Annotated in this window: 16 protein-coding genes; 9 read left to right on the forward strand and 7 right to left on the reverse strand. The window is 67.5% G+C overall.

The annotated features are described in order from the left end of the window. The first annotated feature begins 29 nt into the window (after positions 1–29). The 5 genes from AC2D9V_RS10155 (at position 30) to AC2D9V_RS10175 (ending at position 6,110) form a co-directional block, all read left to right on the forward strand. Positions 30–1,799: a bifunctional helix-turn-helix transcriptional regulator/alpha/beta hydrolase gene (locus AC2D9V_RS10155; protein ID WP_484713957.1), complete on the forward strand. Its 1,770-nt coding sequence runs from the start codon at positions 30–32 to the stop codon at positions 1,797–1,799. A 260-nt stretch (positions 1,800–2,059) separates the two neighbouring features. Continuing rightward, entirely contained in the window at positions 2,060–2,989 is a 930-nt protein-coding gene (gene ppk2, locus AC2D9V_RS10160; RefSeq protein WP_484713958.1) for a polyphosphate kinase 2, read from the forward strand. Between the two features lie 47 nt (positions 2,990–3,036). Next, positions 3,037–3,690 carry a DUF1007 family protein gene (locus AC2D9V_RS10165; protein WP_484713959.1) on the forward strand — a complete coding sequence of 218 codons (654 nt, stop codon included), beginning with the start codon at positions 3,037–3,039 and terminating at the stop codon, positions 3,688–3,690. After that, positions 3,675–4,703, forward strand: a complete 1,029-nt coding sequence (locus AC2D9V_RS10170; RefSeq protein ID WP_484713960.1) for a nickel/cobalt transporter — start codon at positions 3,675–3,677, stop codon at positions 4,701–4,703. Before AC2D9V_RS10165 ends, AC2D9V_RS10170 begins: the two co-directional genes overlap by 16 nt. 60 nt (positions 4,704–4,763) lie before the next feature. Next, positions 4,764–6,110: an MATE family efflux transporter gene (locus tag AC2D9V_RS10175; RefSeq protein ID WP_484713961.1), complete on the forward strand. Its 1,347-nt coding sequence runs from the start codon at positions 4,764–4,766 to the stop codon at positions 6,108–6,110. Here the strand turns inward: AC2D9V_RS10175 and AC2D9V_RS10180 are convergent. The 3 genes from AC2D9V_RS10180 to AC2D9V_RS10190 form a co-directional block, all read right to left on the reverse strand. Continuing rightward, positions 6,107–8,131 (reverse strand): capsular polysaccharide biosynthesis protein, encoded by a 2,025-nt coding sequence (locus tag AC2D9V_RS10180; RefSeq protein WP_484713962.1) that lies wholly within the window; start codon positions 8,129–8,131, stop codon positions 6,107–6,109. The two genes, AC2D9V_RS10175 and AC2D9V_RS10180, sit on opposite strands and share 4 nt — an antisense overlap. A 23-nt stretch (positions 8,132–8,154) precedes the next feature. Then, positions 8,155–9,273, reverse strand: coding sequence for a polysaccharide biosynthesis/export family protein (locus tag AC2D9V_RS10185; RefSeq protein WP_484713963.1), 1,119 nt, complete (start codon positions 9,271–9,273; stop codon positions 8,155–8,157). Between the two features lie 115 nt (positions 9,274–9,388). Then, entirely contained in the window at positions 9,389–10,669 is a 1,281-nt protein-coding gene (locus AC2D9V_RS10190; protein ID WP_484713964.1) for a capsule biosynthesis protein, read from the reverse strand. Positions 10,670–10,822: 153 nt separating this feature from the next. On the opposite strand from AC2D9V_RS10190, the gene AC2D9V_RS10195 reads away from it, so the two are divergent. Together AC2D9V_RS10195 and AC2D9V_RS10200 are read left to right on the forward strand one after the other, a co-directional pair. Next, positions 10,823–11,419, forward strand: a complete 597-nt coding sequence (locus AC2D9V_RS10195; protein ID WP_484713965.1) for a riboflavin synthase — start codon at positions 10,823–10,825, stop codon at positions 11,417–11,419. A gap of 92 nt (positions 11,420–11,511) precedes the next feature. Next, entirely contained in the window at positions 11,512–12,063 is a 552-nt protein-coding gene (locus AC2D9V_RS10200) for a hypothetical protein (RefSeq protein WP_484713966.1), read from the forward strand. On the opposite strand, the gene AC2D9V_RS10205 is transcribed toward AC2D9V_RS10200, so the two are convergent. After that, positions 12,048–12,602 carry a TetR/AcrR family transcriptional regulator gene (locus tag AC2D9V_RS10205; protein WP_484713967.1) on the reverse strand — a complete coding sequence of 185 codons (555 nt, stop codon included), beginning with the start codon at positions 12,600–12,602 and terminating at the stop codon, positions 12,048–12,050. The genes AC2D9V_RS10200 and AC2D9V_RS10205 overlap by 16 nt on opposite strands. Before the next feature lie 35 nt (positions 12,603–12,637). Between AC2D9V_RS10205 and AC2D9V_RS10210 the strand changes: the two genes are divergently transcribed. Both AC2D9V_RS10210 and AC2D9V_RS10215 read left to right on the forward strand, forming a co-directional pair. Further along, positions 12,638–13,705: an NmrA family NAD(P)-binding protein gene (locus tag AC2D9V_RS10210; protein WP_484713968.1), complete on the forward strand. Its 1,068-nt coding sequence runs from the start codon at positions 12,638–12,640 to the stop codon at positions 13,703–13,705. Between the two features lie 4 nt (positions 13,706–13,709). Then, complete coding sequence (locus AC2D9V_RS10215) at positions 13,710–14,153, forward strand: methyltransferase family protein (RefSeq protein ID WP_484713969.1); 444 nt, start codon at positions 13,710–13,712, stop codon at positions 14,151–14,153. Positions 14,154–14,208: 55 nt separating this feature from the next. Here the strand turns inward: AC2D9V_RS10215 and AC2D9V_RS10220 are convergent, their stop codons facing one another. From AC2D9V_RS10220 to AC2D9V_RS10230, 3 genes are all read right to left on the reverse strand, one after another. Next, the gene (locus AC2D9V_RS10220; RefSeq protein WP_484713970.1) at positions 14,209–14,718 is read right to left on the reverse strand and encodes a CarD family transcriptional regulator; all 510 of its coding nucleotides are present in this window, start codon (positions 14,716–14,718) and stop codon (positions 14,209–14,211) included. Between the two features lie 288 nt (positions 14,719–15,006). Continuing rightward, on the reverse strand, positions 15,007–15,345 hold the full coding sequence (fdxA, locus tag AC2D9V_RS10225) for a ferredoxin FdxA (RefSeq protein ID WP_484713971.1): 339 nt from the start codon (positions 15,343–15,345) through the stop codon (positions 15,007–15,009). Positions 15,346–15,396: 51 nt separating this feature from the next. Next, entirely contained in the window at positions 15,397–15,720 is a 324-nt protein-coding gene (locus AC2D9V_RS10230) for an RNA-binding S4 domain-containing protein (RefSeq protein ID WP_484713972.1), read from the reverse strand.

Consider the following 15,720-nt stretch of genomic DNA (forward strand, 5'->3'; position numbering starts at 1 on the left):
AACCGACACAAAGGCTCCACCTCTGATCCATGACCGAGTCGCGGCCCTCTGTCACCGCTGCAGCCTTGACCGATCACGACCACCGGGCCGAGATCGTCGAGCGGCTTTACGACGTGGCGATCGATCCGATCCGCCTTGAAGAGCTGATGCAGGTCTGGGAGGACCGGGCTGCGCCGTTGCGGGATGCCGCGATCCCGCTGGAGGACCCCGAAATCGAGGCGCATATGGCCCGCGCCCGGGTGTTCCTGGCCCGCTACGAGGCGACCCTAGGCGAGGAGGCCCCCCGGTCACCGCTTGCCGGCATCCCGCGCTCGGCTGCGTTTCTGAGCGATGGTGGCCCGACGATCCATGCGGCGAACCGCCCGGCGGAGCTGGCCTTCGGGATCAGGGATGGCGGGCCGTTTGCCTGCCTGCCGTTCGAGGAAGCGGACCGCAGTCTCTTGGCCGGCGCCATCCGCCGGGTGGCGGGTCGGAAGGCCGAGCGGGGTGTGACGATCCGCATCCGCTCGACGGTGACGGGAAGCCCTGTGATCCTGCGGGTCAGTCCGGTCGAGGGTGGGGGTGGGGTGCGGCCCCTGGCGCTTGTGGTGTCGACCGAGCTGGTCTGGCCCGACGGATTTGCCGAGACGGTGCAGGAGGCCTTCGGGCTGACCCCGGCAGAGGTCGAGATCGTGCGCGGCGTTACGCTCGGCCTGCCCTTGCGCGACATTGCCGAGGCGAGGGGCCGTTCAGTCGAGACGGTGCGGACGCAGGCGCGGTCGATCCTGGCCAAGACCGAGACGCACAGTCAGGCGGAACTGGTGCGGGTGGTTCTGGGCCTGATGGACGTGGCCTCGGTGCCTGCAACAGGCGAGGTGGCGGCGGTTCGGACCGGCGGGCTGTTGCCGCGCCCGGCGCAGGAGATGCGGGCGCCGGACGGGCGGCGGCTGACCTGGATCGAGTTCGGTGATCCCTGCGGGGTGCCGGTGCTTTACATGCACCTCGACTTCGGGCTGATCCGCTGGCCGGCTGCGGCCGAGCGTGCGGCGGCTCTGCGGCGGATGCGGGTGATCGTGCCGATCCGGGCTGGCTATGGCCGGACCGAGGCCTTGCCGAAGGGCGTCGATCATCTGGACGGCGTCACGCGGGACTATGCGGCGGTGCTGGACCACCTGGGGGTGAAGGGCGCGGTTGTGGTGCCGATGGGGGCGGACCTGCGCTTTGCGCTGAACCTTGCTGGCCGGCGCCCGGACCTTGTGCTGGGCGTGGTCGGGGCTGCCTGCCAGCTGCCGATCCGCACGCCGGGGCAGTATGACCGGATGGACAAGTGGCAGCGGTTCATCCTGGCCAATGCGCGCTATGCGCCGAAGGTCCTGCCGTTCCTGGTGCAGGCGGGCTTCAGCCTGGCGCGGCGGCTGGGCAAGGAAGCCTTCTTCCGGCAGGTCAACGGCGGCAGTGCGGCGGATATGGCGGCATTCTCGCGCCCCGAGATCCGGGAGGCGGTGCTGGAAGGCTCGGAGGTCTGCATGGCGGCGAAGTGGTCGGCGCATGCGGCCTTCACCGCGGAATGCATCGGGTCGGAGAAGGACTGGTCGGCGGTCGTGCGGGCGGCGACGGTGCCGGTCCTGCTGTTGCAGGGCGACCAGGACCCGCAGGCCCCGGTCCTGACGATGCAGGAACTTGTGGCGGACTATCCGCATCTTCGGATGCGAATCCTTCCGGGAAACGGGCAGCTCCTGCTCTTTTCCGAATGGCCGACGGTGCTGGACGAAGTCGCGGCGCTGGCGCAGTCCCATGACAGATTGACGCAAGGTCAGTGAAATTGCCGGCCTTACCGCAGTTGGGGTATGAAGCCGGCGGCCCGGTCGTTTAGCCGGGAGAAAGCCGCGTCGGATTGGCGGCAGCCCCAATTTCAGCAATCCCGTTCTTGAAACCGGGGCGGCAAGGTCTGGACCCTTGCCGCCCTGTACGCCCCCGGAAGGTGGAATTGATCCGAATCAAGGCGCCGTCCGCCGAAATGTGCCAGCTCTTTTCCGGATGAGGGGGGAGGTCGCGGCAGCGGCCCTTGAAGGAGGCGGAGATGGAAGACAGTCAGGCCGTTCCGGTGCCGGAAGCCGAGGTGCGTGCACAGACAAGCGGGCCGAAGCAGTTCCCTGCGGTCAGCGAAAGCGGTCTGCGGAAGGCATTTGAATCGGGTCGCTATCCCTATGCCCGTCTCATGGGCCGGGCGACCTATGAGGCCGAGAAGGCGAAGCTGCAGGCCGAGCTTCTGAAGGTGCAGATCTGGGCGCAGGAGACCGGGCAGAAGTTCGTGATCCTGATGGAGGGGCGCGACGCGGCGGGCAAGGGCGGCACGATCAAGCGGTTCATGGAACATCTGAACCCGCGCTATGCAAGGGTCTGCGCGCTGACGAAACCGAGCGACGTGGAAAAGGGGCAGTGGTTCTTCCAGCGCTACATTGCGCACCTGCCGACGGCGGGCGAAATGGTCTTCTACGACCGGTCCTGGTACAATCGGGCGGGCGTAGAGCGGGTGATGGGCTTCTGCAGCCCGACAGAATATCTGGAATTCATGCGCCAGGCGCCGGAGTTCGAGCGGATGCTCGTCCGGTCGGGCATCCGGCTTTACAAGTACTGGTTCAGCGTGACGCGCGAGGAACAGCGCGCGCGGTTCCTGGCGCGGGAAACGGACCCCCTGAAGATGTGGAAGCTGTCGCCGATCGACAAGGCGAGCCTTGACCGCTGGGACGACTATACCGAGGCGAAAGAGGCGATGTTCTTCTACACCGACACGGCGGACGCGCCCTGGGTGATCGTGAAGTCGGACGACAAGAAGCGGGCGCGGTTGAACTGCATGCGGCATTTCCTGTCGACGGTTGATTACCCGAACAAGGACCATGCAGTGATCGGCACGCCTGATCCGCTGATCGTCGGGCGGGCGGCGCAGGTTCTGGGGACTGTGCCGGACATCTACGACGCGGCCACGCATCCGGCGATGCAGCGGGGGTGAAAGACGTGCCCTTGGCAGGCGCGGGGCGGGACATTACCTTGCCCTGCATGACGCGGGCCGTTCTTATCGCAGGGCTGTTGACAGCGGGTGCCGCCCCTGCGCTGGCGCATCCGCATGTCTGGATCGATGCCGGGGTCGAGGTCATCCTGAACGACCGGAACGAAGCGACCGGCCTGCGCATCAGCTGGACCTATGACGACCTCTATTCCCTTTACGTCGTGGGCGACATGGGGCTGGACCCGGACTGGGACGGCAAGCTGACCCTCGAGGAAGAAGCGCGGCTTTCAGGGTTCGACATGAACTGGGACCCGGGCTTTCCCGGCGATACCTATGCGCTTCTGGGCGAGGCGCCGCTGGCCCTGTCGCGCCCGAAGGACTGGACCGCGAGCTATGCCGAAGGGAAGATCACCTCGACCCATCTGCGGAGTTTCGATGCACCGGTTCCGGTAACGGGGACTCCGCTGGTCGTGCAGGTTTACGATCCCGGCTACTATGTCGCCTACACCATTCCGACTGATCCGGTCGTGACCGGCGGACAGGGCTGCAAGGCGCAGGTCTTCGTTCCCGATCTTGATGCCGCCGAACAGGAGCTTCTGGCGGCCCTCTCCGAATACACGCCGGACATCGACCTCGAGGCCGAGTTCCCGGCCGTGGGGGCGAAGTTCGCCGAGGAAGTGCGGGTCACATGCGCCGCACCCTGATGCTGACCGGGCTGGCGCTGGTGGCGGGCCTTGGCCTTCTGTGGCTGACCGGTGCGCTGGACGGGGTTGCCGCTTGGGTCGCCTCGGCGCAGCGCGCGGCGCAGGACCAGCTGGCCGGGGCGATCCGGGCGCTCCGGGCGCATGAGCCGGGGGCGCTGATGGCGTTCTGGGCGGTCTGCCTGGGATACGGGGTGCTGCATGCCGCCGGACCCGGACATGGCAAGCTGATCATCGGCGGCTATGGCGTGGCGCGGCGGGTGCCGGTCGGCCGGCTGGCCGGTCTGGCGCTGATCTCCAGCCTGGCGCAGGCGGCCGTCGCGGTGGCCCTGGTCTATGCGCTGGTGGCGGTTCTGGGCCTGACGCGCGGTGCGGTCGAGACGGCGGCCGAGGATTGGGTGACCCCGGTCGGCCATGCGATGATCGCGGGGCTTGGGCTTTGGCTCGTCTGGCGGGGGATCGGAGGTTTGCGGCGGCAGGCGACGGCCGGAGGGGGTCACGCTGTCGCCGTTGCGGCTGGAGCGGGTCATCACCACGACCACCACGATCACGCGGATCACGGTCACGAACATCACCACCACGGCAAGGATCACGCGCACGGTCACGCGCATCATGCGCATGGCCACGGCACAGAGGACGCGGGCCATGTTCACGGGCCGGACTGCGGCCATGCCCATGGCCCGACAATCGAGGAGGTGGAGGGGGTCCGCAGCTTTCGCGACGCTCTGGCGCTTGTGGCAGGCATTGCCCTGCGGCCCTGTTCGGGCGCGCTTTTCGTGCTGATCCTGACCTGGCAGCTGGGGATCGCGATGGCGGGCGTGGTCGGTGCCTTCGTGATGGGTCTTGGGACGGCGGCGGTCACGATCGGCGTAGCGGTGATGGCCGTCTGGGCGCGGGAGGGGGCCTTTGCCGCCCTGCCGCAGGGCCGGGTTGCGCGGGCGATCCCGGTGGTCGAGCTTGGGCTTGGCGGGGTGATCGCGGCGGCCGCGCTGGGCCTTCTGGCGCAAAGCCTCTGACCCCGGGGCAGTAAGGCCCGGCCTTGTGAAGCGCGGGCGGGGCGCGTAAGCCTGCGACCCATGACCGACCAGATGACCAAGACCACCCACGCGAGAGAGACGCTCGCGCTGGGTCTGCCGCTTGCCGGTGCGCAGCTGGCGCAGATGGCGCTGCATGTCACCGACGTGGTGATGGTCGGCTGGTATGGCGTCTTGCCGCTGGCGGCGGTGGTGCTGGGGGCATCGAGCTTTTTCATCATCTATGTGCTGGGGTCGGGGTTTGCCAAGGCGGTGATGCCGATGGTCGCCTCGGCCGTTGCGCGGGGGGACGAGGCACAGGTGCGGCGCGACACGCGGATGGGCCTGTGGCTGTCGATCGCCCTCGGCTTCGTCCTGCTGCCGGTCTTCTGGGGGTCGGGTGAGATCCTGCTGGCGCTGGGGCAGGACCCCGAGGTGGCGGCGGTGGCGCAGGGGTATCTGCGGGTCGTGGGCTTTGGCCTCGTGCCGGCGCTGTGCCTGACGGTCTTGCAAAGCTATCTTTCGGCGCTGGGACGGACGCAGGCCGTGCTGTTCGTGACGATCGGGGCGGTCGGTGTGAACATTCTGGTCAACTGGCTTCTGATCTTCGGCAACGGCGGTTTCCCCGAGCTTGGCGCGCAGGGGGCCGCGGTGGCGACCATCGTGACGCAGGTGGCGTCGCTTCTTGCGCTGGGGCTTTATGCAGGGCTGCATGCGGACCTGCGGCGGTTTCACCTCTGGCAGCGGTTCTGGCGGCCGGACTGGCATGCGATGCGGCAGGTCTGGCGGCTGGGCGTGCCGATCGGGCTGACCGGGCTGGCGGAGGGCGGGCTTTTCCAGGCCTCGGCGCTGATGATGGGCTGGATCGGGACGGTGGAGCTTGCCGCCCACGGCATCGCGCTGGAGGTGGCGGCGCTGACCTTCATGCTGCATGTGGGCCTGTCGAGCGCCGCGACGATCCGGGTGGCGCATTTCGACGGCGTGGGGGACCGCGTGGCGCTGCGGCGGGCGGCGAAGGTGGCGATTGTGATCTCGCTGGGGGTGGCGCTGGCTTCGGTCGCGCTGTTCCTCGCCGTGCCTGGCCCCATCGTGGGGCTTTTCCTCGACATGGCGAAGCCGGAAAGTGCCGCGATCCTCGCCTATGGCGTGGTGCTTCTGGCGGTGGCGGCGTTGTTCCAGCTGGCCGACGGGATGCAGGTGATCGCGCTGGGCCTTCTGCGCGGCATCCAGGATACCCGGGTGCCGATGTGGCTGGCGGCGGTCAGCTACTGGCTGATCGGCATCCCGTGCAGCTATGTGCTGGCCTTCCCACTGGGCCATGGCGGCGTCGGCCTGTGGTTCGGGCTGGTCATCGGGCTGGTCTGCGCGGCGGCCAGCCTGATGTGGCGGTTCTGGCGGCTGGTGCGCTAACGCCAGAGACAGGCGTGGCCGGCGAACCGGCCCTGCAGCTTTGCAAGAAGCCGGTTCATCCGCCCCGGATGCGGCACTTCGCCCGTGGCGAGACGGTCGAGCGCCACTTCGGGCGGGCAGGGGCGGCGGCTGACCGGGTCCCAGTAGCGCGGGTAGGCGATCAGCGCGGCATGGGCGAGGGTGCTGAGGTCGGCGGGCTTGCGCCAGGGGGGCACGGGGCTGAGGTCGCGCGTGAGGCCGTAGCCCGCGTAGAAGGGTGCGCCGAGGCAGGTGACGGGGACGCCGCGGATCAGCGCCTCGAACCCAAGAAGTGAGGTCATCGTCCAGACCTCCTGCACCTTGGCGAGGAGGGCGGCGGGGTCGGCTTCGGTGAGGATGAGGTCGACGAGGCCCTGCAACTGGTCGGCCGGGATCGCCCCTTTGCGAAGGCCGGCGAGCACGTCAGGATGCGGCTTGTAGATCACCACCGCCCCGGGATTGGCGGCCCGCACGGTCTGAAGGAGGGCGAGGTTCGTCCTGACCGCGCCCGCGCCTTTCAGGATCGAGGCGTCATCCTCGACCTGCCCCGGCACGAGGATGCGGTGGCCTTCGGGGAGCGGGGGGAGCGGGGCGGAGGCGAGGTTGTATTTCGAAAGCCCCTCAGTCCGCAGGCGCGCAAGGAGGCGTTCGGCCCGGGTTCGGCCCCCCGGGGGAAGGGGGGCGGCGATAAGGGCGTCAAGCTGCGAGGGACGGGTGGGGTCATAGTAGATGCCAAGGGTGTCGGTCACGAGGCTGAGGGGCGGCACGAGTTCTGCGCCAAGCCCACGTGAGCGCAGGAAGCCATCCTCGACCCTGAGGCAGGTGGAGTTCGGGGCAAAGCCCGCCGGTTCCTTGCCGGCCCAGAGGAGAAGGTGCCGCCCGGTCTGGCGGGCCAGCGCATCGGCCTTGGCGGGATCGTCCTGGAACCTGAGCGCGCGGGTGCCACCGAAGATCTCTTGCAGGCGCGGGCGTTTCCAGAGCCGCATGCCGGCGGCGACATGGCCCTGACGGTCGGCCCGGAAGGTGCGCACTTCGGCCTCAAGCTGGTCGATGACGTCGTCAAGGCTGCAAAGCCGGTCGCGGCAGGGGTCGTACCAGAGGGGGGCGAGGATCATTGCCCCGGCGAAGAGCTCTTCTACCGTCAGGCGGCGCGTGCGGCGGGGAAGGGGCTGGCGGTCGTCGGTCAGGCCCCAGCCGGCGTAGAAGGGCTGGCCGAAGACATGGGGGCGGTGGCCGTGGAGGAACGCCTCGAAGCCCATCTGGGATGAAACGGTATAGACGGCGGCGGCACCAGTCAGAAGGCGGTGCGGTGAGACCGGCGCGGCTAAGAGGCTGACCCGGTCGCCGGCATCCGCGGCGCCGTAGTGACCGGGGCGGAGGCCAGCGCTGGTCTCCGGGTGGCTGCGGATGACGATCCGCGCGTCCGGGTTTTCCTGCAGGGCCGCCGCCAGCATGTCGCGGAAGGTGGCATCCGATGCGTTGCCGTGGCGGATTGAGGCGTCGCCGCGCGTCTGGTCGATCACAAGGACGTAGCCGGGGTCCGGGATTGGCAGGCTTGGGTCGTGAATGTTGTATTTTGATAAGTCGAGGTGCTGCAAGCGGGCCATTTGAAGCCTCGCGGCGTCGAGAATGTTCGATTGATGAAAGTCATGAGATGCAAGGATCTGCTCCATCCACGACGAGGCGCTGCTGTCGAAATGCACGCCGATAGGATCCACGAGGAGGCCCAGCGGTGGCTCGCGCCTTGTCCGGCCCATGTGGACCGAGCGCAGGAAGGCATCCTCAACCCGGACCAGCGGCACCGCCCGGCGCGCAGCAACCACCTCACCCCGCCAGGCGGTCGGGCTGTGGCCCCAGACGAGGACACCGTCACCGGGGCCTGGAAGTCCGAAGCGCAGCTCATGCCCGGCGAGCGCGAGCATCCGGTGAAGCCGGGCGTCGCGCAGGAAGGACAGGTTCTGGTGCCAGAGGCGTCGGGGAACCCCCGGCAGGGGCGTCTCCATGGCTTGCGCCTTTCGGGGCGTCGTCAGTTGCTTCCGTTCAGCGCGTTGACCGAGTTGGTCAGCGTCGAGACCGTCCCGGTCGAGCCGGTGATGGCGCTGAGCGTCTTCTGCCACTGCACGAAGGGGGCCTCGGTCACGTAAAGCGTGTCGCCGTCGCGGATCTGGAAGTCGCGCGCCTCGAAGATGCTGGAAGGCTCGGTCAGGTCAAAGACATAGACCATGCGCTGCGGGCCGACCAGATCGCTGCGTCCGAGGACGGCATTGGCGACTGCGGGATCCTCGTCGCGGAAGACAAAGATGCCGGTCGGATCGGCAGTCGCAGTGGAAAGGCCGCCGGCGGAGGCGATCGCCTCAAGCGCGGAGAGCCGTTCGGATTCGAACGGCACAAGGCTTTGCCCGCCGGTCGCGCCCAAAGCGACGAAATTGCGGCTGTCGGCATCGACCACGATCTTGTCGCCGGGGCGCAGGGCGATGTCGAGCTTGGGGTTGCTGTAGAGGTCCGACAGCCGGACCGAACCGGTCTGGTTGCCGCGCGTCACACGGATGATGGCGATCCCCGGATCGACGGTGACGCCACCGGACTTGGCGAGCATGGTGGCGAGCGTCCGGGTCGAGGCTTCGATCGGGAAGACCCCCGCGCCGGTGGCCTGGCCGGAGATCGACACGCTGGACCCGGTGCCGGCAGTGCGCACCACCGAAACCTGCGGGTCGGGAGTCTGGCCTTCGAGAAGGCGGGTGATCGTCTGCCGCAGCCCCTCGGGCGTCTGGTTCGCGGCGAGGATGCGTCCGGCATAGGGAATGAAGATGAACCCCTCGCCATCGACCTGAACCGTGTTCAGCGCCGAGATGCGCTGCCCGGAATTTCCGAGAAGGGGTTCGTCCTTGACGTTTTCATAGACGGTGATCGAAAGACTGTCGCCCGGCGCGATGACGTCGGAGGGGATCAGTGCGGCGTTGCGGAACGCCTCGCTGAACCCAAGGCGCGGCACGACATCGGTGGTCTCGGCCACGCTGCGGGTGACGTTGACGATGAAGGCATCGCCCTGAGTGTCGGTGCCCTTGCCGAAGATTTCGTTCTTTGTCGGGCCGGAACGGGGAAGATCGCAGGCCGCCAGGATGAAAAGGACAGATATCGGAAGCAAGGCCCGATACGCGACGCTTGAAATTCCTGACACGGACGCCCCCGAAGGTTCTTTTTCGCCTTTTGCGCGAACACTAGCGGATGCAATCCGGTCTTGCCAGCGCCATGCCGCCATTTCAGCGGACAACCCGCAACTTTTGCCGTGGTGCGGCAGAACCCGATTGCAGGGCCGAATAGGGATCATCCGGCGAGAGCATCATGTCGGCGAGTTGCCGCAGAAGCGCCCGCCTGCCGCGTGAGGAATAGAAGCCGCCGACGACCTGCGAGGTTTCCAAGAGGAAGTGCCGGTAGTCGCGATAGGCGCGGGTATCGGGGCGGACGGGCGCGGCGAAGAATTCGTCCAGAGGTTGTGTCGAGACGAACTGGGGCTTGGCATAGACCGCCGCGCCGAAGCTGCGCAGCGGCAAGCCCCGCCACAGCGCCTGCTGGCCGGCGGTGGAGTTCACCGTGACGGCAGACCGCGCCTCGTTCAGAAGTTCGGCCAGTTTGCCGCCGCGCACGAAATGCACACGGTCGGCCAGACCGTGAAGCGCGGCAAGGCGCCGGATCTCAGGTTTCAGGGGAACGCGGCCGTCTTCCAGCGGATGCGCCTTGAAGACAAGGTGGTGATGCCGGGGGGCGCCTTTGGCGAAGCCGTCCATCACCAGGGCGAGGAAGTCCGTCATGCTGGCGAAGGGCGAATGGTCGCGAAAGCTTGCGTCGTGTTCAAGCTGGAGGATGGCGAGGTGGTAGGGAAAGCCGCCGCCGCGGATGCGCCAGGTTGCCAGCCGTCGTTCCAGCCGGTGAAAGGGCATGAGGAGGAAGCGCTGGAGATAGAGGCGGAATTCCTGCCCGACCGTCAGTGCCCGGTGCGGCCGGAAGTTGGCATAAGCGCGAAAGCCGAGGGCGACGAAGCCGTGGTAGAGTGCCCCCCAGAACATGTGCTGGCGCATGTCGCCCCAGGTGGCCGGGGTGTCGGGCAGGTCAAGGTCGACCTTCGCCAGCGCGGCCTGCATCGTGGGCAGGTCCAGCCCCATCAGCCGGGAGTTGCCGTTCGATCCGCCGCGTTCGTAGGTGATCCAGTAGGGGCGGAGGTAGCCTTCCTCGAACACATGGATGGTGATGCCCCGCTTCCGCGCCTCGGCAATCGCCTGGGCGTGGATGGTACGGGTGTCGCCGTAGACCACCAGATCGGTGATCCGGTGCTGGTCAAGGAGGCTTTGGCAGGTGTGGGGCCAGTCGTCATGCCCGCTGGTAAAGGGGATATAGCCAGGGCCCGGCCAGAAGACGCGGTCGCCGAGGTTGAAGCCGACACGCCAGACCTCGGCCCCCGCGGCGCGCAGAAGGCCGCCCAGCCGGTGGAACCAGGGCCCATGCGGGCCTTGCAGGAAAAGGAAGCGGCGGGGGGCTGCGGTCAAGCGGGCGGTCCGGCTGAGGGGGTCGGGTGGGTGTCTGGCGGGAAACTACAGCAGAATTCGTGAGAAAAGGTGAAGAGATCAAGACCACCCCCGCCGCAGGCTTGCAAGGGTGGGGCCATCGGCTTAGGTCGGGGGAAGGAAAAGGGGGCGCCCATGTTCACCGGAATTGTCACCGATATCGGCCGGATCGTATCGACCGAGCGTGCGGGCGACTTGCGCGCCCGGATCGCGACGCGATATGACGTCGCGGGGATCGACATCGGCGCCAGCATCGCCTGCGACGGGGTCTGTCTGACGGTCGTCGCGCTGGGCGATCAGCCGGAGGGCTGGTTCGACGTCGAGATCTCGGGCGAGACGGTGTCGAAGACCAATCTCGGGACCTGGGGCCCGGGCAAACGGGTGAACCTGGAACGCGCGCTGAAGGTAGGGGACGAGCTGGGCGGACACATCGTCTCGGGCCATGTCGACGGGCTGGCCGAGGTGGTGGCGGTGCGGCCCGAGGGCGGGTCGGTGCGGGTGCGGTTCCGCGCGCCCGAGACACTGGCCCGATTCATCGCGCCAAAAGGGTCGATCGCGCTGAACGGCACCTCGCTGACCGTGAATGAGGTCGAGGGAGCGGAGTTCGGGGTGAACTTCATCCCCCATACCCAGACCGCGACGACCTGGGGCGAGGTCAAGGTCGGGGACCGCGTGAACCTCGAGGTCGATACGATGGCGCGCTATGTGGCGCGGCTGCGCGAGTATGACTGAGGGCTGAGCGGGGGTTTCACACCCCCGCACCCCCGTGGGATACTTGGGCAGAAAGGAAGCGCGAATTTGAGTCAAACTCTTCGGGGTTTCTGATGACCGGGATCGGGCACAATCGCGGGCCGTCGTTGGAGGGCGGGGTCTCCTGGCGGAAGCACTGCTGGTCGGCGGCGCGCGCGCGGCTGGTGCCGACGCTGCCGATCGAGGTGGTGCGCCTGCGGGTGAAGCGGGCGAAGGAACTGGGGCTTGATTACCGGACCTATGCCGGGGTCAGGGCGGCCACGGGGCATGACGTGGTGGCGTTTCTCTTTTCCTCCAACGCCTTGCGGGTGTCCGTGCTGCGCCCGGCGATGCCGGACGGGCGGGCGATGAAGCTGGCTGAAGTGCGGTGCGGGCGGCTGGCCCTGGCGGTGGCACCCCTGACGCCGGGGATGGTCGCTGCGGCCAATCCGGTGCTGGACGGGGTGCACCCGGCGCCCTTTGCGCTGGCGGGCTTTGCCGAGATGCGGGATCGGGTGCGGGCGGCACTGGGCAAGGTGCCGTCGGACCAGGTGATCCTTGTGGGCGACCTTGGGCTGGAGCGCGACTGGTGCGCGGCGGGCCGGCTGGCGGCCTACCTTCCGGGCGAGCACTATTTCGCGGTCTGAGCGGCGGCGAGGATTTCCCCTGCAAGGGGCTCTCCTGCCGCGCGGGCGAGGATGACGGCCCCGACCATGAGCGCGAGGTCACGAAGGGCACCTGCCCGCGCCTCTGGCTCTGCGGCGAGGCCAGTGATCACCTGTTCCAGTCCGGTGGCGAAGGCCGTGCGCACGGCCGGGCCGGCACGGGCAATCTCGGGGCCGAGGGCGGCGGCGGGGCAGCCTTCAGCCGGGGTCGCGACATGGTCGGGCGAGAGATAACGGTCACGAAACTCCGTTGCGCCTGACATTGGGGCAAAGCGCGCGAAAGCCTCGGCCAGGGCCTCGGCGAGGAGGTCGTCCTTGCCGGCGAAGTGCCGGTAGAAGCCGCCATGCGTCATCCCCGCAGCGGCCATGATGTCATTCAGGCTTGCGCCTTCGATCCCGCGGTCGCGAAACATCCGCCCCGCCGCCGCCAAGATCCGCGCCCGGCTTTGATCCTTTGCTTCCGCCGACATCCGCATGGCTGACGCTCCCGCTTGACAGTTTAGATGTTGTATATCATCCATAATAGATGACAAGCATCATCTAAATGGAGGATCAGATGTCGAAGCCAAGGATTCTGGTGACCGGGGCGACGGGCAAGACCGGCGGGGCGGTGGTGGAGGCGCTGGTGCGGCAGGGCTACCCAGTCCGGGCGCTGGCGCGGGGGCGGGATGCGCGGACGGCGCGGCTGGAGCGGCTGGGGGCCGAGATTGCCGTGGCCTCGGCCCATGACCCGGACCAGCTGGCGGCGGCATTGCAGGGCGTGCACCGCGCCTATTACGTGCCGATCTTCGCGCCCCACGCCACGCAGGCGGCGGCGGCCTTCGCGGCGGCGGCGGAGGGGTCGTCGCTTGAGGCGGTTGTGCAGATGAGCCAATGGCTGTCGCACCCCGCGCATCCTTCGATCCTGACGCGCGAGACCTGGCTGATTGACCGGATGTTCGCGCGGCTGCCGGGGGTGGCGCATGTGATCGTGAACCCCGGCATGTTCGCCGACAATTTCCTGCGGGTGATCGACATGGCGACGCTTCTGGGCATGTTCCCGGTGCTGACGGGAGACAGCCGCTCGGCGCCCGTGTCGACCGAGGATATCGCCGCGACGGTGGCTGCCATCTTGGCGGACCCGGCGCGCTTTGCCGGGCAGCGGCTGCGGCCGACGGGGCCGCGGCTTCTCTCGGGGAACGACATGGCGGCGGCCATCGGCCGGGCGACGGGGCGGCGGGTGCGGGCCATGAAACTGCCGTTCGCGATGTTCCTCAAGGTCGCGCGGCTGGACGGGGTGAACCCGCACGAGGCGCTGAGCTGGCGCGACTACGTGCGCGACCACAAGGCCGGGGCCTTCGAACTGGGCGAGGCGGTGACGGATGTGGTTTCCCGGCTGACCGGTCGCCCGGCAGAGGATTTCGAGACCATCGCCCGGCGCTATGCTGCCCGGCCCTTCGCCCAGCCGACGCTGGTCAACCGGGCACGGATGCTGGCGCGCATGGCCGTGCTGCCCCTGGTCCCGGGCCTGAGGATCGACGCCTACGCCCGGGCACACGCCTTCCCCGCAGCCCCACGCCCACGTCTGTCAGCCGAGGATGGGCGCTGGCGGCTGGATCACGGCGCTCCGGTTCTGGCGGAGTAGCGCGATGCTCAAGAACCGCATTCCGCCACCAATCCTGACGATGGCGCTGGCGCTGGTCATGGGTCTGGCGGCCGGCTGGCCCGCGCCGGACCCCTTACGCTGGGCGCTGGCCTTTCTGGTCTTCATGGCGGCCGGGGCCTTCGGCTTTCCTGCGCTGAGAGCGTTCCGGCAGGCAAAGACCACGATCAACCCGGTGCAGATCGACCGCGCTTCGGCCCTGGTGACCGGCGGCATCTACCGATGGTCGCGGAACCCGATGTATGTCGCCCTGACGCTGCTGCTGGCGGCCTGGGCGCTGCTTCTGGGCGGGACCTGGGTCTGGGCGGGGCCGCTGCTGCTGGTGCTGTGGCTGGACCGGTTGCAGATCCTGCCGGAAGAAGCGGCGATGCGCGTCCGCTTTGGCCCGGCTTATGACGCCTACTGTACGCAGGTCCGCCGCTGGCTTTGAAACATGAAAAAGCCGCCGCTTCCCGGGGAAGCGGCGGCCTTGTTCTGGCGGGCGATCAGGCCGCGCGGCCGAGAAGCACGCTGTCGACCTGCTTGGCCGCGCCAGCCTCGTCCACGCCGGACACGGCCGCGACTTCGCGGGTCAGGCGTTCAAGCGCGGCTTCGTAAAGCTGACGCTCGGAATAGGACTGTTCGCGCTGGTCGTCTGCACGGTGGAGGTCGCGGACCACTTCAGCAATCGACAGAAGGTCGCCCGAGTTGATCTTCTGCTCATATTCCTGGGCGCGGCGCGACCACATCGCCCGCTTGACCTTGGCCTTGCCCTTCAGCGTGTCTAGCGCCTTGGTCACCACATCGGGGGCCGAAAGGGCACGCATGCCGATGTCGATGGCCTTGTGAGTGGGAACCCGCAGGGTCATCTTGTCCTTCTCGAAGGAGATGACGAAAAGCTCCAGCTGAATCCCGGCGATCTGCTGTTCTTCGATCGACATGATCTTGCCCACGCCATGCGCGGGGTAGACCACGAAATCGTTCGGACGGAATTCAGGCTTCTTCGACTTGGTCATTCAGAGTTCCCCAGTTCGTCAGCCTGTTTCCGCGACAAACTCCGCCCACCAAAGCGCCCAAGCCCTGGTGCGTGGAGTTGGAATGTCACTAGGAACAAGGGCTCAGGCGTTAAGCGCTAAGCCGACAGGCAGGCTTCCATACTTGTTTGTAAACAAACCATAACACAAAATGGCACGGAATCCAACTGGCCTCGCAAGCGGTTGCAGGCTTGTAACAGGCTGGAAACGCTTGGCTATCGCGAAGCTGTGAGAGGTTAGTGACGCGAATCGGGCGAATCGGACCTGAGGTCAGCCGCCGGCGCCGGGAGCTTCGGAGAAGTACTTCTCAAGCTTGCCGGTTTCGCCGTCCCGCTCTTCATAACCGGGCAGCGGGTCTTTCTTGGTCACGATCACCGGCCACTGGACCGCATACTTGCGGTTGAAGGCCACCCATTTCTCCATGTCCGGTTCTGTGTCCGGGCGAATGGCATCGGCAGGGCATTCGGGTTCGCAGACGCCGCAGTCGATGCATTCGTCGGGGTGGATGACGAGCATGTTCTCGCCTTCGTAGAAGCAGTCCACCGGGCAGACCTCGACGCAGTCGGTGTATTTGCAGGCGATGCAGTTGTCGACGACGATATAGGTCATGGGCTGGCTCTGATCCGGTGTGTCAGGTGCTTGCTAGTGCAGGCGGGCCGATCATTCAAGCAGGTGGTGCGTCGTGGCGCCACTGTCAAGATCGCTGTACAGGTCCTGCGCCTCGGTTGCCGGGCCGCGGCGCTGGCCGAGGGCGAGGATGCGGATGACACGGATGCGCGATCCCTGCGGGAAGGTCAGCACGTCGCCGGCGGCAATGTCGCGCCCGGGACGGCTGACGGGGGTGCCGTTCACCCGGACATGGCCCTGCGAAATCAGGTCGGCGGCGATGGCGCGGGTCTTGCAGAACCGCGCCTGCCACAGCCATTTGTCCAGCCGCAGTTTCGCGGCGGCGTTGGGGTCAGGCCTGCCCGAGGGGCCGGCCAA

Source organism: Tabrizicola sp. T46 (genome assembly GCF_057219895.1).